This is a genomic window from Streptomyces sp. NPDC092369 (assembly GCF_044755245.1).
Classification (GTDB): Bacteria; Actinomycetota; Actinomycetes; order Streptomycetales; family Streptomycetaceae; genus Streptomyces.
The window spans coordinates 1,181,895-1,201,057 of record NZ_JBIVQP010000003.1; the positions used below are offsets into that span (position 1 = coordinate 1,181,895).

The 19,163-nt window shown below is 70.7% G+C and carries 17 protein-coding genes and 1 pseudogene; 4 read left to right on the forward strand and 14 right to left on the reverse strand.

From position 1 onward, the window contains the following. Positions 1-259: 259 nt before the first annotated feature. From ACIQI8_RS22205 to ACIQI8_RS22220, 4 genes are all read right to left on the reverse strand, one after another. Positions 260-1,384 (reverse strand): GuaB3 family IMP dehydrogenase-related protein, encoded by a 1,125-nt coding sequence (locus ACIQI8_RS22205; protein WP_402353167.1) that lies wholly within the window; start codon positions 1,382-1,384, stop codon positions 260-262. A gap of 105 nt (positions 1,385-1,489) precedes the next feature. Then, a complete protein-coding gene (guaB, locus tag ACIQI8_RS22210) occupies positions 1,490-2,992 on the reverse strand; it encodes an IMP dehydrogenase (RefSeq protein ID WP_402353170.1) in 1,503 nt (500 codons plus the stop codon). A gap of 220 nt (positions 2,993-3,212) precedes the next feature. Continuing rightward, positions 3,213-3,800 (reverse strand): sigma-70 family RNA polymerase sigma factor, encoded by a 588-nt coding sequence (locus ACIQI8_RS22215; protein ID WP_123998260.1) that lies wholly within the window; start codon positions 3,798-3,800, stop codon positions 3,213-3,215. A 311-nt stretch (positions 3,801-4,111) separates the two neighbouring features. Beyond that, positions 4,112-4,723: a response regulator transcription factor gene (locus ACIQI8_RS22220; RefSeq protein WP_003948568.1), complete on the reverse strand. Its 612-nt coding sequence runs from the start codon at positions 4,721-4,723 to the stop codon at positions 4,112-4,114. A 382-nt stretch (positions 4,724-5,105) separates the two neighbouring features. Between ACIQI8_RS22220 and ACIQI8_RS22225 the strand changes: the two genes are divergently transcribed. After that, complete coding sequence (locus tag ACIQI8_RS22225; protein ID WP_402353173.1) at positions 5,106-5,435, forward strand: WhiB family transcriptional regulator; 330 nt, start codon at positions 5,106-5,108, stop codon at positions 5,433-5,435. 87 nt (positions 5,436-5,522) lie between these two features. Here the strand turns inward: ACIQI8_RS22225 and ACIQI8_RS22230 are convergent, their stop codons facing one another. Further along, a complete protein-coding gene (locus tag ACIQI8_RS22230; protein ID WP_402353176.1) occupies positions 5,523-6,422 on the reverse strand; it encodes a LysR family transcriptional regulator in 900 nt (299 codons plus the stop codon). A gap of 90 nt (positions 6,423-6,512) precedes the next feature. On the opposite strand from ACIQI8_RS22230, the gene ACIQI8_RS22235 reads away from it, so the two are divergent. Together ACIQI8_RS22235 and ACIQI8_RS22240 are read left to right on the forward strand one after the other, a co-directional pair. Beyond that, positions 6,513-7,211 carry an MOSC domain-containing protein gene (locus ACIQI8_RS22235; RefSeq protein WP_402353179.1) on the forward strand — a complete coding sequence of 233 codons (699 nt, stop codon included), beginning with the start codon at positions 6,513-6,515 and terminating at the stop codon, positions 7,209-7,211. A 116-nt stretch (positions 7,212-7,327) separates the two neighbouring features. Then, positions 7,328-8,101, forward strand: a complete 774-nt coding sequence (locus tag ACIQI8_RS22240) for an SDR family NAD(P)-dependent oxidoreductase (RefSeq protein ID WP_402353182.1) — start codon at positions 7,328-7,330, stop codon at positions 8,099-8,101. Positions 8,102-8,375: 274 nt separating this feature from the next. On the opposite strand, the gene groL is transcribed toward ACIQI8_RS22240, so the two are convergent. The 4 genes from groL to ACIQI8_RS22260 all read right to left on the reverse strand — a co-directional run bounded on the left by groL (position 8,376) and on the right by ACIQI8_RS22260 (position 12,423). Continuing rightward, on the reverse strand, positions 8,376-9,998 hold the full coding sequence (gene groL / locus ACIQI8_RS22245) for a chaperonin GroEL (RefSeq protein ID WP_402353185.1): 1,623 nt from the start codon (positions 9,996-9,998) through the stop codon (positions 8,376-8,378). Positions 9,999-10,120: 122 nt separating this feature from the next. Beyond that, the gene (gene groES, locus ACIQI8_RS22250; RefSeq protein ID WP_008747517.1) at positions 10,121-10,429 is read right to left on the reverse strand and encodes a co-chaperone GroES; all 309 of its coding nucleotides are present in this window, start codon (positions 10,427-10,429) and stop codon (positions 10,121-10,123) included. A 222-nt stretch (positions 10,430-10,651) separates the two neighbouring features. Then, entirely contained in the window at positions 10,652-11,473 is an 822-nt protein-coding gene (locus ACIQI8_RS22255; RefSeq protein WP_402353188.1) for a polysaccharide deacetylase family protein, read from the reverse strand. Continuing rightward, complete coding sequence (locus ACIQI8_RS22260; RefSeq protein ID WP_402353191.1) at positions 11,470-12,423, reverse strand: polysaccharide deacetylase family protein; 954 nt, start codon at positions 12,421-12,423, stop codon at positions 11,470-11,472. The genes ACIQI8_RS22255 and ACIQI8_RS22260 overlap by 4 nt, the downstream gene beginning before the upstream one ends. Before the next feature lie 90 nt (positions 12,424-12,513). Between ACIQI8_RS22260 and ACIQI8_RS22265 the strand changes: the two genes are divergently transcribed. After that, a complete protein-coding gene (locus ACIQI8_RS22265; RefSeq protein ID WP_402353194.1) occupies positions 12,514-13,674 on the forward strand; it encodes a methyltransferase domain-containing protein in 1,161 nt (386 codons plus the stop codon). 18 nt (positions 13,675-13,692) lie between these two features. Here ACIQI8_RS22265 and ACIQI8_RS22270 read toward each other — a convergent pair whose 3' ends face one another. From ACIQI8_RS22270 to ACIQI8_RS22290, 5 genes and pseudogenes are all read right to left on the reverse strand, one after another. Beyond that, positions 13,693-15,714, reverse strand: coding sequence for a cell wall-binding repeat-containing protein (locus ACIQI8_RS22270; RefSeq protein ID WP_402353197.1), 2,022 nt, complete (start codon positions 15,712-15,714; stop codon positions 13,693-13,695). A 203-nt stretch (positions 15,715-15,917) separates the two neighbouring features. Beyond that, positions 15,918-17,195: an RNA polymerase sigma factor gene (locus ACIQI8_RS22275; RefSeq protein ID WP_402353200.1), complete on the reverse strand. Its 1,278-nt coding sequence runs from the start codon at positions 17,193-17,195 to the stop codon at positions 15,918-15,920. 59 nt (positions 17,196-17,254) lie between these two features. Beyond that, on the reverse strand, positions 17,255-17,611 hold the full coding sequence (locus ACIQI8_RS22280) for a YciI family protein (protein WP_402353203.1): 357 nt from the start codon (positions 17,609-17,611) through the stop codon (positions 17,255-17,257). A 157-nt stretch (positions 17,612-17,768) separates the two neighbouring features. Next, positions 17,769-18,821 carry an LCP family protein gene (locus ACIQI8_RS22285; RefSeq protein ID WP_402353206.1) on the reverse strand — a complete coding sequence of 351 codons (1,053 nt, stop codon included), beginning with the start codon at positions 18,819-18,821 and terminating at the stop codon, positions 17,769-17,771. A 91-nt stretch (positions 18,822-18,912) separates the two neighbouring features. Then, positions 18,913-19,116: pseudogene (locus ACIQI8_RS22290) on the reverse strand (hypothetical protein); the annotation flags it as partial. Positions 19,117-19,163 lie beyond the last annotated feature (47 nt).

The following is a 19,163-nucleotide window of genomic DNA, read 5'->3' on the forward strand; positions in this document are numbered from 1 at the left end:
GTCGGAACTCGGGCCGGGCCCCGAGGGCCGGGGTCCGGAACGATGTCCTTGGAAGGGGGCGCTCCGCAGACCTGGAGCGCCGACACGGACGTTATCGCCCGGCACCCCGCTGGCCAGCCCTCTTCGCCTCGAAGGCAACCGTGCGCCCCCCGCACCACGTCACGCGCCCCGCGCCACGAGCACCCGGACAGCACGAAGGGGGCCGGTCACCTCACCAGGTGACCGGCCCCCTTCCGTCGTAGGGGCCGCGCCCTACGGACTACCGCTTGTGCTGTGAGTCCGCCACCGTGACCTCGACCCGCTGGAACTCCTTGAGTTCGCTGTAGCCGGTGGTGGCCATGGCGCGGCGGAGGGCGCCGAAGAAGTTCATCGAGCCGTCGGGGGTGTGGGAGGGGCCGGCCAGGACCTCCTCGATCGTGCCGACCGTGCCGAGGTCGACCTTCTTGCCGCGGGGCAACTCCTCGTTGACCGCCTCCATGCCCCAGTGGTTGCCCCGGCCCGGCGCGTCGGTCGCGCGGGCCAGCGGGGAGCCCATCATCACCGAGTCCGCGCCGCAGGCGATCGCCTTGGGCAGGTCGCCGGACCAGCCGACACCACCGTCCGCGATCACGTGCACGTACCGGCCGCCGGACTCGTCCATGTAGTCCCGGCGGGCGGCGGCCACGTCGGCGACCGCGGTGGCCATGGGGACCTGGATGCCCAGCACGTTGCGCGTGGTGTGCGCGGCGCCGCCACCGAAGCCGACGAGCACACCCGCCGCGCCGGTGCGCATCAGGTGCAGGGCCGCGGTGTACGTGGCGCAGCCGCCGACGATCACCGGGACGTCGAGTTCGTAGATGAACTGCTTCAGGTTCAGCGGCTCGTGCGAGCCCGACACGTGCTCCGCCGAGACCGTCGTACCGCGGATGACGAAGATGTCCACGCCCGCGTCGACCACGGCCTTGGAGAACTGCGCCGTGCGCTGCGGGGAGAGCGCGGCGGCGGTGACCACGCCCGAGTCGCGCACCTCCTTGATGCGCTGCCCGATCAGCTCCTCCTTGATGGGAGCCGTGTAGATCTCCTGGAGGCGGCGGGTCGCGGCGTCCACGTTCAGCTCGACGATCTCGTCGAGCAGCGGCTGCGGATCCTCGTACCGCGTCCACAGCCCTTCGAGGTTCAGCACACCGAGGCCGCCGAGCTCGCCGATGCGGATCGCGGTGGCCGGGGAGACGACCGAGTCCATGGGAGCGGCCAGGAAGGGCAGCTCGAAGCGGTAGGCGTCGATCTGCCAGGCGATCGAGACCTCCTTCGGGTCCCGCGTACGGCGGCTGGGGACGACGGCGATGTCGTCGAAGGCATACGCCCGCCGGCCGCGCTTGCCGCGCCCGATCTCGATCTCAGTCACGTCTGTGGCCTTTCCCTCTGCGTTTCAGCGTCTTCCAGTATCGCCGACGGGTACGACAAGGGCGGCCCCGGATGCTCCGGGACCGCCCCTTCACGAGTCCGGCGACTACTTGCGGCTGTAGTTCGGCGCCTCGACCGTCATCTGGATGTCGTGCGGGTGGCTCTCCTTGAGGCCCGCCGAGGTGATCCGGACGAAGCGGCCCTTGGTCTCCATCTCGTCGATGGAGGCGGCACCCACATAGCCCATGGTCTGGCGCAGACCGCCGACGAGCTGGTGCAGGACGTTGGCCAGCGGACCGCGGTAGGGCACCTGGCCCTCGATGCCCTCGGGCACGAGCTTGTCGTCGGAGGACACCTCGGCCTGGAAGTAGCGGTCCTTGGAGAAGGACTTGGCCTGGCCGCGGGACTGCATCGCGCCGAGCGAACCCATGCCCCGGTACGACTTGAACTGCTTGCCGTTGATGAACTGCAGCTCGCCGGGCGACTCCTCGCAGCCGGCGAGCAGCGAGCCCAGCATCACCGTGTCGGCGCCGGCGGCCAGCGCCTTGCCGATGTCGCCGGAGTACTGCAGGCCGCCGTCGCCGATCAGCGGGATGCCGGCCGGCCGGGCGGCGAGGGAGGCCTCGTAGATGGCGGTGACCTGCGGGACGCCGATGCCGGCGACCACTCGGGTCGTACAGATCGAGCCGGGGCCGACACCGACCTTGATGCCGTCGACACCGGCGTCGATGAGCGCCTGGGCGCCGTCACGGGTGGCGACGTTGCCGCCGATCACGTCGACGCGCACGCTCGACTTGATCTTCGACATCCAGCTGAGGGCGTTGCTGTTGTGGCCGTGCGAGGTGTCGACGACCAGGAAGTCCACACCGGCCTCGGCCAGGGCCTGAGCCCGCTCCAGTGCCTCGGGGCTGGCGCCGACGGCGGCACCGACGATCAGCCGGCCCTCGGAGTCCTTGGCGGCACCGGGGTACTGCTCGGCCTTGACGAAGTCCTTGACGGTGATGAGGCCCTTGAGGACACCCGCGTCGTCGACCAGGGGAAGCTTCTCGATCTTGTGGCGGCGCAGCAGACCCATGGCATCGCTGCCGGAGATGCCGACGTGCCCGGTGACCAGCGGCATCGGGGTCATGACCTCGCGCACCTGACGGGAGCGGTCGGTCTCGAAGGCCATGTCGCGGTTGGTGACGATGCCGAGCAGCTTGCCGTTGCCGTCCGTCACGGGGACACCGCTGATGCGGAACTTGGCGCACAGCGCGTCGGCCTCGGCCAGCGTCGCGTCCGGGTGCACCGTGATCGGGTCGGTGACCATGCCGGACTCGGAGCGCTTCACGAGGTCGACCTGGTTGACCTGGTCCTCGATGGACAGGTTGCGATGCAACACGCCGACGCCGCCCTGGCGGGCCATCGCGATCGCCATCCGGGACTCGGTCACCTTGTCCATCGCCGCCGACAGCAGCGGGATGTTCACCCGCACGTTGCGGGAGATGCGCGACGAGGTGTCGACCGCGTTGGGGAGCACCTCGGACGCTCCCGGCAGCAGCAGCACGTCGTCGTAGGTCAGCCCGAGTGTCGCGAATTTTCCGGGCACTCCGTCGACGTTCGCAGTCATGACACCTTCCCCAAATGGCCTTGATCGGTGCGGATGTCCATGCTAACGGGAACCACCGGTCCCACATTCCACGGTTACGTCCGCCCCCGGCTTCGTATGTTCGTACGCAACCGGCAGCCGGACTGTTCAGGCAAAGCCCCGGACCCCCGCGGGCCCCACGCTCCGCGAGCCCCCTGCCTCGCGGGCCCCAGCGTTCCGCGAGCCCGCGCCCTCCGCAGGCCTACTGCTCCGCGAGCGCCCGCAGCCGGCTCAGTGCCCGGTGCTGTGCCACCCGCACCGCTCCGGGTGACATTCCCAACATCTGGCCGGTCTCCTCGGCCGTGAGGCCGACGGCGATGCGCAGGAGCAGCAGTTCGCGCTGGTTCTCCGGCAGGTTGGCCATGAGTTTCTTGGCCCATTCGGCGTCACTGCTGAGCAGCGCGCGCTCCTCCGGGCCGAGCGAGTCGTCCGGCCGCTCCGGCATCTCGTCCGACGGGACCGCGGTCGAGCCGGGGTGCCGCATCGCCGCGCGCTGCAGGTCGGCGACCTTGTGCGCGGCGATGGCGAAGACGAAGGCCTCGAAGGGGCGTCCGGTGTCCCGGTAGCGCGGCAGCGCGAGCAGGACGGCGACGCAGACCTCCTGCGCGAGGTCCTCCACGAAGTGCCGGGCGTCGCCCGGCAGGCGGGACAGACGGGTGCGGCAGTAGCGAAGCGCGAGGGGGTGGACATGGGCGAGCAGGTCGTGCGTGGCCTGCTCGTCCCCGTCGACGGCGCGATGGACGAGTGCACCGATCGCCCCTGCGGCCCCGGCCGCCTCGTCGTCGCGCATCGGTCCATGGTGCCTTGCGGCCGTGCGGTCCGTGGCACCGCGTCCGATGTTGTGTGCCGAAGCGTTATGAGCTGGTGCGCCGGAACTCATCCCTTGCACCCTCCCCTTCCGCTCGACCGACTCGTCCCCGAGAGACTCCACACCTCAAGGATGCGGCATCCGCGCCGAAACGGGCAGCGGGGCGCCGACAGGGCTGTTCAACCAACCTCGCAACCGCGCCCTTTCAGGGGCGCGAGGAACTGCGCGACCAGCCACGAACAGCCCGCACCAAAGCGACAGCCTGTAGGACCGAGCTCTTCGGAACCGAGCCCTTAACGAACGAGACCCCACCGAAACCCGAGCGCCACCGCATGCGCCCGGTCGGACGCACCCAGCTTCTTGAACAAGCGCCGAGCATGCGTCTTCACGGTGTCCTCGGAAAGGAACAACTCCCGCCCGATCTCCGCGTTCGACCGCCCGTGGCTCATTCCCTCGAGCACCTGGATCTCACGCGCGGTGAGCGTGGGCGCCGCCCCCATCTCGGCCGACCGCAACCGCCGGGGCGCGAGCCGCCACGTCGGATCGGCAAGAGCCTGCGTGACGGTCGCACGCAACTCCGCGCGCGAGGCGTCCTTGTGCAGGTAGCCCCGCGCCCCCGCGGCGACCGCGAGAGCGACACCGTCCAGGTCCTCCGCGACGGTGAGCATGATGATGCGCGCACCCGGGTCCGCGGACAGCAGCCGCCGGACGGTCTCGACGCCGCCCAGACCGGGCATGCGTACGTCCATCAGAATCAGGTCCGAGCGGTCGGCGCCCCAGCGGCGGAGGACTTCCTCGCCGTTGGCCGCGGTCGTCACGCGCTCGACGCCTGGCACGGTCGCGACCGCGCGGCGGAGCGCCTCTCGGGCAAGCGGGGAGTCGTCGCAGACGAGGACGGATGTCATGGCCGCCCTCCGCAGCTGATGCACGTCACCTTGAGCCTCCAGGCTGGTACGAAATCGTCACCTGTGCGGTCGACCGTCTCGGACGCCTGCCCGAGCACTCGTTGTTCCAACCGCCTCCGCCACTCTCAACGATGGTCACTCGAAAGAGTTACGGGGCCGTGTGCCATCTTCGGCACTCTACGTGAGGGGGCGGACACAGCGCAGACGTGCGACGCCGACCCACAACGTTTCATCACAACCGGTGCCCCATTTAGCTCTATTTCTTCCCTTCTGCTGGTGTCTGAGGCTAGATTCGCAATGAGTCATATTTTCATCTCCTTAGATAGTAGATGTACGGTCGTGGGCACCGTATCCGCTCAGCACGGCTACAAGGGGTCACGTAATGGCAGATTTCTCCCGCCTTCCTGGACCGAACGCGGACCTGTGGGACTGGCAGCTTCTGGCTGCCTGCCGCGGGGTGGACAGCTCGCTCTTCTTTCATCCGGAGGGCGAGCGCGGTGCGGCCCGGAGCGCTCGCGAGAGCTCGGCCAAGGAGGTCTGCATGAGGTGCCCGGTCCGCGCGCAGTGCGCGGCGCACGCGATGGCGGTCAGAGAGCCGTACGGCGTGTGGGGCGGGCTGACCGAGGACGAGCGCGAAGAGCTGATGGGTCGGGCGCGGAACCGGTTGGTGTCGGCTTCGGCCGGCGCCGGGGACGGCGTCTCGAACAACTGAAGGAACGTTTCTGCGGTCCAGGGCTCCGGAACAGCTCCTGGACGGGACATCAGGCCGGTGGGCACGCGCATGCGTGCCCACCGGTTTTCACTGTCGGGTGGCCGCCCGCCCCAACTGCTCCAGCGTCGCCGCGACCGCCGGTACCTGGGCCAGGTCGGGCAGCGTCAGCGCGACGATCTCCCGCCGCACCGCCGGCTCCAGCGTCAGCACGCGCGCGTGCCGCGGCCGTACGGACTCGATCGCGAGCTGGGGCAGTACGGCGACGCCGAGACCCGCGCCGACGAGGCCGACCACGGCCGGGTAGTCGTCGGTGGCGAAGTCGATGCGGGGCGTGAAGCCGGCGCCCTCGCACACCTCCACCAACTGACCGCGGCAGCGCGGGCATCCGGCGATCCACGGCTCGTCCGCGAGTTCGCCGATGGCCACGGTGCCGGCCCCCGCGAGGCGGTGCCGCTCCGGCACGAGTCCGACGAGGCGGTCCGTCAGCAGGGGACGTACGACGAGGTCGTCCCACTCCTCCGCGCCCGCGGCGCCCTCGTAGCGGAAGGCGAGTGCGATGTCGCAGTCGCCCTCGCGCAACAGCTCGACGGAGGCGGGTGGTTCGGCCTCCTCCAGGGAGACGCGGGTGCCGGGGTGCGCGCCGCGCAGGGCGGCGAGCGCGGTCGGTACGAGCGTGGAGCTGCCGCTGGGGAAGGAGACCAGCCGCACCCGCCCGGCGCGCAGGCCCGCGATCGCGGCGACCTCCTCCTCGGCGGCGGTGAGCCCGGCGAGGATGCCGCCCGCGTGCCGCACCAGCGCCTCGCCCGCCTGGGTCAGCCGCATCTCGCGCCCGCTGCGGATCAGCAACGGCGTGCCCACGGACGCCTCCAGGGCCTTCATCTGCTGGCTGACGGCGGGCTGGGTGCAGCCCAGCGCCCGCCCCGCCGCCGAGAAGGAGCCGGTCGCGGCGACCGTGCGCAGGACCCGGAGATGACGTGCCTCGATCATCCTTCGAGGATAGCGAGCGATAAGCGAGCCTTTGGTACGACGTCGAAAAATGCGTCGACGCTTTGATGTGGGGCTCGATATCGTGCCCGCATGGAGCTTCTGTCGCTGAACGTGGGACACGCGCGCCCGGTCCCGTATGCGGACATGGGGGTCACCGGCATCGACAAGCGGCCGGTGGCCGGACCCGTGCGGGTGTCGGCGCCGGGACCGAAGGGGGTCGGCGCGAGCGGGCTGGCCGGGGACGACGTGTGCGACCAGCGGCATCACGGCGGGGACGACCAGGCGGTGTACGCGGTCGCGCGCGAGGATCTCGACGACTGGGAACGGGAGTTGGGGCGCCCGCTGGTGAACGGCTCCTTCGGGGAGAACCTGACGACGCGCGGACTGGACGTGTCCGGGGCGCGGATCGGTGAGCGCTGGCGTATCGGGCCCGAGGTGGTCCTGGAGGTGACCTGCGGGCGGATTCCGTGCCGTACGTTCCAGGAGCATCTGGGGGAGAAGCGCTGGGTGAAGCGGTTCACGGAGCGGGGCGCGCCGGGCGCGTACCTCCGGGTGATCGTGCCGGGTGAGATACGGGCAGGCGATCCGATCGAGGTCGTGCACCGCCCGGACCACGACGTGACGGTGGCCCTGCAGTTCCGCGCGACCACCACGCGGCGCGAGCTGTTGCCGCGGCTGCTGCCGGCGGGCGAGGCGCTGCATCCGGAGTCACTGGCACAGGCGCGCAAGTACGCGGCGGAGCACGCCGGCGCGCACCCGGCACAGCGCGCGGCGGAACACGCGGGCTGACCGTCCGGGAGCGCGCGGGCCGACCGCGGGCGCGGCCTGCGTGCACGGGCCTTCACCTATCGGGAGGCCGTGTGCAGCAATCGGGCGAATGCGTTCCAGGTCACTAATCTTGCGTCATGACAACGGCTCTGATTACGGGATCGACCGCGGGCATCGGCGCCGCGTTCGCGCGGCGGCTGGCGGCCGACGGGCACAACCTGGTGCTGGTGGCCCGGGACACCGAGCGGCTCGGGCAGCAGGCGACCGAACTGCACGACCGGCACGGCATCGAGGCGACGGTCCTGACGGCGGACCTCGCCACGGACGAGGGCATCGAGGCGGTGGCCGCGCGGCTGTCCGACCGCAAGAACCCGGTCGACCTGCTGATCAACAACGCCGGCTTCGGCAACAAGGGCCGCTATCTCGACGTACCGATGGCCGATGAGCTCAGGATGCTCAAGGTGCACTGCGAGGCGGTGCTGCGGCTGACGTCGGCGGCGGCGGAGGCGATGCGCGAGCGCGGGCGGGGCGGGGTCGTCAATGTGGCGTCGGTGGCCGCCTTCGTGCCGCGCGGGACGTACGGCGCGTCCAAGGCGTGGGTCGTGCAGTTCACGCAGGGCGCGGCGAAGGACCTGGCCGGCAGCGGGGTGCGGCTGATGGCGCTGGCGCCGGGGTTCGTGCGGACGGAGTTCCACGAGCGGGCCGGGATGGGCACGGACAACATCCCTGGCTGGATGTGGCTCGACGCGGACAAACTGGTCGCGGCGGCGCTGCAGGATCTGGCCCGCGGCAAGTCGCTGTCGATCCCGGACCCGCGCTACAAGGTGCTGATGGGTCTGGTGAAGGTGACGCCCCGTGCCCTGCTCGGCGGGGTCACGTCAAAAACCGGGCGGAAGTACGGGCCGCAGTGACGGCGGCGGGAGGCGTCCCGCCAGGTGGTGCAGGGGATCAAGGCACCGGAGCGGGCGGGTCGGAGCCGGTGGCCGCGCCCGCTCGGGCCCTCGTCCCGCTCCAGCGGGGCCCTCTCGCGGACTGCCGCCCCGGCGGAGATCGCTACGGGCGGCGAACCGGAACGCGAAGCGAAGCGCCGGATCCCCCGCACCACTTCGCGGGGCGTGCCCCGGCAGCGCGAAGGCCCGGCGCCCCCCGAGGGGTGCCGGGCCTTCGACGATTCACCGACCTGCGTCAGTGGGAGTGGCCGTGGCCACCGGCCGCGGCCGGCTCTTCCTCTTCCTTCTTCTCGACGACCAGGGTCTCGGTCGTCAGCAGGAGGGAGGCGATGGAGGCCGCGTTCTCCAGGGCGGAGCGGGTGACCTTGACCGGGTCGATGACGCCGGCCTTGACCAGGTCGCCGTACTCGCCGGTGGCGGCGTTGAAGCCCTGGCCCTTGTCCAGCTCGGCGACCTTCGCGGTGATGACGTAGCCCTCGAGGCCCGCGTTCTCCGCGATCCAGCGCAGCGGCTCGACGACCGCGCGGCGCACGACGGCGACACCGGTGGCCTCGTCGCCGGTCTTGCCCAGGCCGCCCTCCAGCACCTTCGCGGCGTGGACGAGCGCGGAGCCACCACCGGAGACGATGCCCTCCTCGACCGCGGCGCGGGTCGCGGAGATGGCGTCCTCCAGACGGTGCTTCTTCTCCTTGAGCTCCACCTCGGTGGCGGCGCCGACCTTGATCACGCACACGCCGCCGGCCAGCTTCGCGAGGCGCTCCTGGAGCTTCTCGCGGTCCCAGTCGGAGTCCGTGTTCTCGATCTCGGCCTTGATCTGGGCGACGCGGCCGGTGACCGCGCCGGAGTCGCCGGCACCGTCGACGACTGTGGTGTCGTCCTTGGTGACGGTGACGCGGCGGGCGGAGCCGAGCACGTCCAGGCCGACCTGGTCGAGCTTGAGGCCGACCTCCTCGGAGACGACCGTGGCGCCGGTGAGGATCGCCAGGTCCTCCAGCATCGCCTTGCGGCGGTCGCCGAAGCCGGGGGCCTTGACCGCGACCGCGTTGAAGGTGCCGCGGATCTTGTTGACCACCAGGGTCGACAGGGCCTCGCCCTCGACGTCCTCGGCGATGATCAGCAGCGGCTTGGAGGAGTTGGCCTGGATGACCTTCTCCAGCAGGGGCAGCAGGTCGGCGATCGCGGAGATCTTGCCCTGCGTGATGAGGATGTAGGGCTCGTCGAGGACGGCCTCCATGCGCTCCTGGTCCGTCACGAAGTACGGCGACAGGTAGCCCTTGTCGAAGGCCATGCCCTCGGTGAAGTCCAGCTCCAGACCGAAGGTGTTGGACTCCTCGACGGTGATGACACCGTCCTTGCCGACCTTGTCCATCGCCTCGGCGATGAGCTCGCCGACCTGGCTGTCCTGCGCGGACAGACCGGCGACGGCCGCGATGTCGGCCTTGTCGTCGATCGGGCGCGCGGTGGCGAGCAGCTCCTCGGAGACGGCGGCGACGGCCGCGTCGATGCCCTTCTTCAGGGCGGCCGGGGAGGCGCCGGCGGCGACGTTGCGCAGGCCCTCACGGACGAGCGCCTGGGCCAGCACGGTGGCGGTGGTCGTACCGTCACCCGCGATGTCGTTGGTCTTGGTCGCCACCTCCTTCACCAGCTGGGCGCCGAGGTTCTCGTACGGGTCGTCGAGCTCGACCTCGCGGGCGATGGTGACACCGTCGTTGGTGATGGTGGGAGCGCCGAACTTCTTGTCGATGACGACGTTGCGGCCCTTGGGGCCGATCGTCACCTTGACCGTGTCGGCAAGCTTGTTGACGCCGCGCTCGAGGGCGCGACGGGCGTCCTCGTCGAACTTCAGGATCTTCGCCATGGGAGCGTAAGCCCTCTCGGGAGTTCAGGGGTGGAAAAAAGCTGCGCCCCCGGCGCCCGGCTCAGTAGTCGTCGCGGGGGGCCAGGGGCGCAGCATTGAAGCGAAAAAGGCTTCGAGGTGAATTACTTCTCGATGATCGCGAGAACGTCGCGAGCCGAGAGGACGAGGTACTCCTCGCCGCTGTACTTCACTTCGGTGCCGCCGTACTTGCTGTACAGCACGATGTCGCCGGTCTTGACGTCGAGCGGCAGGCGCTCGCCGTTCTCGAAGCGGCCCGGGCCAACGGCGAGGACGACGCCCTCCTGGGGCTTCTCCTTCGCGGTGTCCGGGATGACCAGGCCAGAGGCCGTGGTCTGCTCGGCGTCGAGCGGCTGGACCACAATGCGGTCCTCGAGCGGCTTGATGGCAACCTTGGAGCTGGCGGTCGTCACGATCCGACCTCCCCCTTCGGAGATCTCACGGGGTTAACTGTCTGAGGTGGCGACCAGGTGGATCCGTCGTCGCGGGTGCCGGACCTGCCCGTCGCTATTGGCACTCCCCAGTGGCGAGTGCCAGAACCGAGACTATGACCGCAGTTAGCACTCGGTCAAGCGGAGTGCCAATTAGCCACGAGATGCCGGTCACGTGTCGACGTACGCGCAGCCCCCTGCGGCCTACAGGTAGTCCTCCAGCCGTCCCACCGTAAGCCCGGCCTTCTCCGCCTCCCGCAGCACCCGTACCGTCCGCTGCCGCAGGGTCAGGCCCGCTGTCTCGTCCGAGGGGATCGACACGATGTCGCCCGGCCGCAGCCGCCGCACCCCTCCGTCGTACGTCAGCGTGCCGTCGTCCGTCGCAGTCACCCGCCACAGCACCACCGCCGACACCCCGCAGTCCCCCGCCGCCCGCAGTGTCGTCGTGTCGTACGTGCCGTAGGGCGGGCGGAAGAGGCGGGGGCGCAGACCGAAGCGGGCGCGGAGTTTGTCCTGCTGGCCGCAGATCTCGGCGCGCTGGCCGAGGTAGGGCAGGCCGCGCAGGGCGGCGTGGTCGAGGGTGTGGTTCTGGATGGTGGCGCCGACCGACTGGAGGCGCGCGAAGTGGCCGTACCCCGGTCCCACCACGCTGTCGGTGAGGAACATGCTGACGGGCAGCCGGAGTTCACGGACCATGTCGACGAACCGCGGGTCCTGCTCGGCGCCGTCGTCGTACGTGAGGAAGACCACCTGGTCGCGGGTCGGCACCCGGGAGAGGACCGGCGGCAGCCCCGGGCCCGCCGAGCGGGCGGCGGGGAGGCGGACGGCCCGCGGGGCCGGGGCGAGCGGGGCGGTCAGGCCCCAGCGGCGGTACGGCGGCTGCGCGGCGCCGGCCGGCCCGTGCGGGCGTACCCGCTGGGCCGCCTTCCTGCCCAGCCGTTCGATGGGGTCGACGGACTGGGCGCAGCCGGCGAGCAGCGCGGCCGCCAGGACACCGGCCAGCAGGCCCCGGCCCCGCGCTTTCACAGGTAGTCCTCCAGCCGGGCCACCGCGTAGCCCTGGGCCGTGACCTTGTCGAGGAAGCGGCGGACCATGTCGGGCATGGTGCCCTTCCAGTCCTCGCGACCGCGGAAGTGGCTGAGCACGATGTCGCCGGGGTGCAGGTCCCGGTCCCACTCGCGGTACTCCCAGTGGTCGACGAAGACCTCCTCGTCCCAGATCGGCGCGTACTTGATGCCGCAGTCCTTGGCGGCGCGCAGGGTGTCCTGGTTGTAGTTGCCGAAGGGCGGCCGGAAGAGGGTGGGGCGCTTGCCGAACTGCTTCTCGATCACGTCCTGCATGCCGCAGATCTCGTGCTTCTGACGGCGGTAGGACAGGGCCGGCAGGTAGGGGTGGTGGAGGGTGTGGTTGTTCAGGACGACACCCCGGTCCTGCATCTTCTTGAAGTACGGGTAGTCGTCCTTGATCAGGTAGTCGCTGAGGAACGCGGTGTACGGGATCTTCAGGTCGCTCATCATCCGCAGGAACGCCGGGTCCTTCTCGGCGCCGTCGTCGATGGTGAGGAAGACGACCTTCTCCTTGGTGGGGATCGTGGTGAAGACCGGCGGGAGGTTCAGTTCCTCCTGGTCGTCCACCTCGAAGCCCTTGCGGGCGGTGATCTCCGGCTTGTGCGCGGGGGCGGCGGGCGCGGTCAGCGGGACCGTCCGCAGCCCCCAGCGCTTCGCGGCGGCGACCCGGGCGGCATGGGCGGCACGCAGTCTCGTGGCGTAGGCGTCGAGGGCGCGGGCCGGGGCCGCCTTGAGCACCTGCTGACCCGGCGCCGGCCGCACTCCGTGCCCGTGCCCGTCCGCCGCGTCCCGCCCGCCGTCCTGCGCACAGCCGGCGGCGAGGGCGGCGACGGCGAGCGCGGCGATTCCGCCACGGATCCGACGACCCAAGAACGACCCATTTTTGTCATTTTGTACGACTGCTCGCATGGTGCCGGATCCTCGCAGGCCAGGCCCCTGCTCCCGGCCCGACACCGCGGCCGGCCACGCACCATCCACCGACTGGCCCACAATGATCCGGTGAACGACCTCGCCCTCCTCCTCACCCCGCAAGGCCGCGCCCTCCTCGACGAGGTGCGTGACACGGCCCCGGCCGACGAGCTCGCCGTCGCCACCCGGCTGCGCCGCGAGCACCCCGCCGAGCTGGTGTCGGCGGCGCTCGGGCAGGCCCGGCTGCGGCAGCGGGCGGCGGCGAAGTTCGGCGCCGAGGACGCGGGGCGGATGTTCTTCACGCCCAACGGGGTCGAGCAGTCGACGCGGGCGAGCGTGGCGACGTACCGGGCCGAGCGGCTGAAGGCGCAGGGGGTGACCTCGCTGGCCGACCTGTGCTGCGGGATCGGTGGGGACGCGATCGCGCTGGCGCGGGCCGGGATCCGGGTGCTGGCCGTGGACCGGGATCCGCTGACGGCGGCCGTGGCGCGCGAGAACGCGGCGGCGCTGGGTCTCGCCGAGCTGATCGAGGTGCGGGAGGCGGACGTCACCGAGGTGGACACGGCGGGCTGGGACGCCGTGTTCGTGGACCCCGCCCGGCGCGGCGGACGCGGCCGGATCTTCGACCCGGAGGCCTACTCGCCACCCCTGTCCTGGGCGATCGAGGCCGCGCTCAAGGCGCCCCGTGCCGCGCTGAAGGTCGCCCCCGGCATCCCGCACGAGGCGGTGCCCGGCGCGGCCGAGGCCGAGTGGATCTCGGACGGCGGGGACGTGAAGGAAGCGGTGCTGTGGTTCGGGACCGAGCCGGGCGCGGTGCGCGCGACCCTGCTGCCGGGCCCGCGCACGCTGCTCGGCAGGGGCCTGCCGGATCCCCAAGTCCGGCCCGTGGGGCGCTACTTGTACGAGCCCGACGGCGCCGTCATCCGCGCCCACCTGGTCGCCGAGGTGGCCGAGGAACTGGACGGTGGGCTGATCGACCCCACCATCGCCTACGTCACCGCGGACGAACTGCGCCCGACCCCGTACGCCACCGCCTACGAGATCAGCGACCAACTCCCCTTCAGTCTGAAGAAGTTGAAGGCGCTGTTGCGGGAGCGGGAGGTCGGGATCCTGACCGTGAAGAAGCGGGGGTCGGCGGTGGAGCCGGAGGAGTTGCGGAAGAAGGTCAAGCCGCAGGGGCCCAACTCGGCGACGGTCTTCCTGACACGCGTGGCGGGGGCGCCGACCATGTTGGTCGGCGCCCCCGCGTAGGGCCTGACTACCGCCGTCCTACTGGTGGTTGGCCGTCCTGAGCGGACCCAGGTGCGGATCGGCCGTCACCGGGCCGGACTTGGCCGGGGCGGCGGCGGGAGCGGAGGTCTCCGCGCGCAGGGAACGCGCACCCGCGGGCTCGACCCCGTTGTAGTACGGCACGTACGTGAACTGGCTGCTGTTCGCGCTCATCGCGGCGCCCGCCGTGTTCAGCGTGCCCGACGTGACCGAGGAGGTGGGTCCGAAGGCGACCGCCAGCTGCGTGCCCGCGGACTCACGGAGCAGGTAGCTCTTGGGGTCGGCGGACAGGTCGGGCCGTGAGGTCCACACGAGCGGCGCGTAGATGTTCATCGCCGCGCCCGCCGAGACACCGTCCCGCCAGGCGCCGGTGTAGGCGAACGCCACCTGGCTGGGCACGGTCCACCAGAACTTGGCGAGGGCCACCGAGAGACCCTCGCTCGTGCCCGACGTGACCGGGTAGTAGTAGTACGTCGACGGCCACCTGGAGAACGAGGTGTGCGTCAGCGCGTACTTCGCGTCCGAGCCGACCGGGATGACCATGGTCTTGTCGGGGTTCACGCTGTTGAGGTACGACTTCACGGCCGCCGTCAGCTTCTTGCCGTTGCTGAGGACGAAGGTCGCCGTGCTCGCGGTGCCGTCGGAACCGGCCGCGGAGGCCGCCGGGAGGGCCGCCTTGTAGTCGTTGCCGCTGGCCAGGAACACGTACTTCGGGGCGGTGGTGATCGCCTTGGAGACCTTGACCGAGGTGTCGTAACGGTCCACGCCGGACAGCCGCTTGGGCACGTAGCCGAGCGCCTTGACCTGGGTGGAGACGTTGGTGGCGAGGGTCGAGGTGCCGCCGAGCAGCCAGACGGACGCGCCCTTCTTCAGGGTGCGCTTCAGCTCGTTCTTCACCGCCGTGGACAGACCCGTCTTCGGGGTCATCAGGACCGGGCCCCGCTTCTTGCCGGCCAGGGCGGGCGCGGTGAGCGAGTACGCCGTGCTGTCCCGGTTGATCAGGACCGCGGTCTTGGCGTTCAGCAGGCCCGGCGTGCTGGTGCCGACGGTGTTCCAGCTCCAGCGGGAGGCGGCGATCGCGGTGGCGTAGCTGTCGCTGCCCCAGACCCGGGCGGTGGTGTTCTTGCGCAGCGGCTGCCAGCTGGGGTTGCTGCCGTGCGCGCCACCCGGGACCACGGTGAGGGCGCCGTCGGCCACGGAGGCGTACTCGGTGGTGTGCGTGTCGACGCCGTTCGCCGAGGCGTGCACGTCGAAGACGATCCGGGTGCCGGTGGGCGACCAGGACGGGTTGGCGTAGGAACGGGCGTCGGTGGTGAGCTGCTTGACGCCGGTGCCGTCGGCCTTCGCCGTGAAGACCTGCCCGTCGCGGACGAAGGCCAGCTTGGTGCCGTCCGGCGACCAGGCGGGCTGGGTGGCGTCGGTGAGGACGCGCTTGACCGTGTTCGTGGACGCCGTGTAGACGTACACGCCCGGAGCGCTGGAGCAGTTGCCGGTGCGGCGCTCGAAGGCGACCAGGCCGGCGGTGTTCACGGTCGGCTCGGTGTCGCAGACCGTGGACGGCTCAAGGGAGTTGGACAGCAGCGGGGCCGGGGCGTAGGAGCCGTCGGAGGGACCGTAGGCGAGCTGGCCGCCGGTGGCGAAGGCCACGTAACGGCCGCCCCACCCGAAGGTCAGGTCGGTGTAGGTGGCGCTGGAGCGCATGCCCTCGGCCCGGGGCAGGGTGATCTTCGTGGTGCCGCCGGTGCGGACGCTGGTGATCGTCTGCCCGTTGATGACGGCGAAGCGGCTGCCGTCGGGCGCCCAGGCCGCGTACTCCCCCGAGCCCGCGCCCGGGACGGCGGTGGCCGCGCCGGTGGCCGGGTCGACCAGCCAGGGCCCGTCGGTCAGGATCCTGCCCTCGGTGCCCGGCCAGGGCCCGGCGTCGTCGGCGACGGCTCCGGGAGCGGTGGCCAGGGTCCCGACGGCGGCGAGTGCCGCGGCGGTGGCGAGCGCCGCGACATGGCGGCGCGTGAACGGTCTCAAGTTGTCGTCTCCCCCACGGAGCGGATGACCTGACGCGGATCACGTCATCCAGTCGGAATTCAGTCGATTGGTGCCGCGCACGGCCGGGTCGGCGTCTGTCCCCCAGGCGACCACACAGCCGATGCTCAGCGGCCGGATCACTGTAGTGTCCAACGAGGCGGGATGGGAACAGAGTTACGAGTAAACACTCGGGTGGTTCCAGGTCAAGGACGGCACTTCCCGGCCCGGTCCAGCAGCATCTCCCGCTCCCGCTCGTTGCGCGCGAGCCCCGCCGCCCGTACGAACTCCTCGTGGGCCTCCGCCGTCCGCCCCAGCCGTTCCAGCAGGTCGCCACGGACGCTGGGCAGCAAGTGGTAGTCCTTCAGGGCGGGTTCGGCGGCGAGGGCGTCGACGATGACCAGCCCCTCGGCCGGCCCCCGAGCCATCGACACGGCGACCGCGCGGTTGAGTTCGACGACGGGTGAGGGCGCGCGGGCGGCCAACAGGTCGTACAGCGTGGCGATCGTGCGCCAGTCGGTCTCCTCGTAGGTGTACGCGTGCGCGTGGCAGGCGGCGATGGCGGCCTGGAGGGCGTAGGGGCCGGGGGCGCCGGTGGAGGTGGCGTCGGCGCGGCCCAGGGCGGTGATGCCGCGGGCGATCAGCATGCGGTTCCAGCGGCGCCGGTTCTGGTCCCGGAGCAGGACGGGCTCGCCGCCCGGGCCGGTGCGGGCGGCGGTCCGGGACGCCTGGAACTCCAACAGCGAGGTCAGCGCGTGCACTTCGGGTTCCTTCGGCATCAGCCCGGACAGCACGCGGGCAAGCCGCAGCGCGTCCTCGCACAGCGCCGGGCGCAGCCAGTCGTCGCCGGCGGTGGCCGCGTACCCCTCGTTGAAGATCAGGTAGATGACGTCGAGCACGGAGCCCAGCCGGGCCGCGCGCTCGGGGCCGTAGGGCACTTCGAAGTCGACGTTCTTCGTGGCGAGGGTGCGTTTGGCGCGGACGATGCGCTGGGCGACCGTCGGTTCGGGGGTGAGGAAGGCGCGGGCGATCTCGGCGGTGGTGAGGCCGCCGAGCAGGCGCAGGGTGAGGGCGATGCGGGCCTCGGCGGACAGGACGGGGTGGCAGGCGGTGAAGACGAGCCTGAGCAGGTCGTCGTCGATGTCCTCCGGGTCGGCCGGCTCCTCGGGCGGGGCGGTGGTCTCCAGGTCGCGGCCGATCTCCTGGAGCTTGCGGGCGTAGTTCTCCCGGCGCCGGATCAGGTCGACGGCGCGGTGGCGGGCGGCGGCCATGAGCCAGGCACCCGGGTTGTCCGGCACTCCGTCCCGCGGCCACTGCTCCAGGGCGGCGACCAGCGCGTCCTGGGCGAGCTCCTCGGCGATCCCGACGTCACGGACGATGCGGGCGACGCCGGCGATGATGCGCGGGGATTCGATGCGGAAGACGGTGTCGATGGCGGGACGGGGGTCGACGGGTTCCTGTCGGCCGGGGGGCTGTGGGCTCACAACCCCCCATTCGACACCCGGACCGGCACCTGGCCAAGCAAGGACGCTCAGCGGGTGATCTAGCCTTCGGCGATCTCCCGCACCTCGCAGGTCACCGTCCAGAACTCCTCGTGCACCTTCAGGAACCGCTTGGTCCACTCCAGGGCCTCGGCGCGGTCCTTGCACTGCATGATCGCGTAGCCGCCGACGACCTCCTTGGACTCGGTGAAGGGTCCGTCGGTGACGCTGATCTCGCCGTTCTCCCAGTGCACCTTCGTGCCCTGCGCGGACGGGGTGAGACCGGCGGTGTCGAGCATCACGCCGGCCTTGGTGACCTCCTCGATCAGCTCGCCCATGCGCTGCATCAGCTCGGGGCTGGGACCCTCGGCGGGAGCGCTCTTCTCGTCGATCTGCACGAGCGACAGGTAGCGGGGCATGGTGCCCTCCTCATTCGATGCGGGGCCGGGTCCTTCCCGGCCTCTCACCCCTGCGTCGATCGGGATCCGGCCGGATCGACACGGCCGCCGGAATTCTTCGAGGATTTTTTCCCGGCGTACGTTTCCGCAGGCCGGGCCCTTCTCCCGTCCAGGAGTCTCAGCGCAACGACTCCCACAGCTCACTGGCCGCGGGCTCCTTCGCCACCACCCGGTTCGAGTCCGACGGTGCCGGCACCACCGGCATCATCACCGTCTTGAGATCGCTCGCCGACAACGACTTCAGGCTCTGCCCGAGCCGCATCAGTTCGCTCAGCGAGTTCAGGCCCGTGTCGGTGGTGAGGCTGTCGGTGACCGCGTCGGCGACCTCGTAGAGCTTGGCGGGGTTCGTGAGGAGGTTCGTGGACGAGATCTGGGTCAACAGGGCCTTCACCAGCTTCTGTTGGAGGCCTATTCGGCCCAGGTCGCTGCCGTCGCCTATGCCGTGGCGCGTCCTCGCAAGGGCCAGCGCCTGCGTGCCGTTGAGGTGGTGGGTGCCCGCCTTCAGGTGCAGGTGGCTGTCGTCGTCGTCGATGTCCTCGTCCGTGGTGACGGTGACACCGCCGAGCGCGTTGACCAGCTTCGCGAAGCCCGCGAAGTCGATCTCTATGTAGTGGTCCATGCGGACGTTCGTGATCGACTCGACCGTCTTGACCGCGCACACCGGGCCGCCGACCGAATAGGCGCTGTTGAACATCGAGTTGTACGCCACCGACGTCGAACCCCCGGAGGAGAGGGGGCAGGACGGGCGCCTGACCAGGGTGTCGCGCGGGATGCTGACCACCGTGGCGCTGGTCCGCCCCGCGTCGATGTGCACGACCATCGCCGTGTCCGAGCGCGCGCCCGAGCTGTCGCCCCCGCCGAGCGCCTGGTTCTGCTTGCCGCTGCGCGAGTCCGAGCCCAGGACCAGGATGTTCACGGCACCCGTGGGCAACGGGGACGCCGACGCGCTCGCCGAGGCGGAGGGGGTGGTGACCCCCGGGGCCGGGCGGTCGTCGCCGAGCGCGCTGTTGATGTCGACGCTCTTGATGTTGTTGTTGAGATGCCAGTAGGCCCAGCCGGCAGCCGCCACGGTCAGCACCAGCACGCCCGCGAGGGTCAGGCCGACGGCCTTCAGCACACGCGACCGCCGGCCCGTTCGTCTGCCCTCGTCGCCGCTCTCGTCTCCCGTCACGGAAGGAACGTAAGTCCGAATTATTAGGAGACTGTTAGGGGAAGCGTCCCAGGACGGTTTTCTTCGGAAAATCTCACCTTCTCAGACCGTCCAGGGTGTGGCCGCGCACCTGCTGGCTGTGGGCCTGCGCGAAGGCGACGATCTGGTCGGCCTCCGCCGTGAGCGAGTTGAACTGTGCCCCCGCGATGGAGCCGTACGACCCGCTGAGCTTGGAGCCGGTGACCGCGGTACCGATCACCTTCCCCTTCGCCGCGGCAAGATCGCGCAGCAGTAAGCCTCTTCTCAGAGATCTCATGCGGGCGCCTCCGAAAGTTTCGGCTGAACAACCGATTGGCTTCGGAG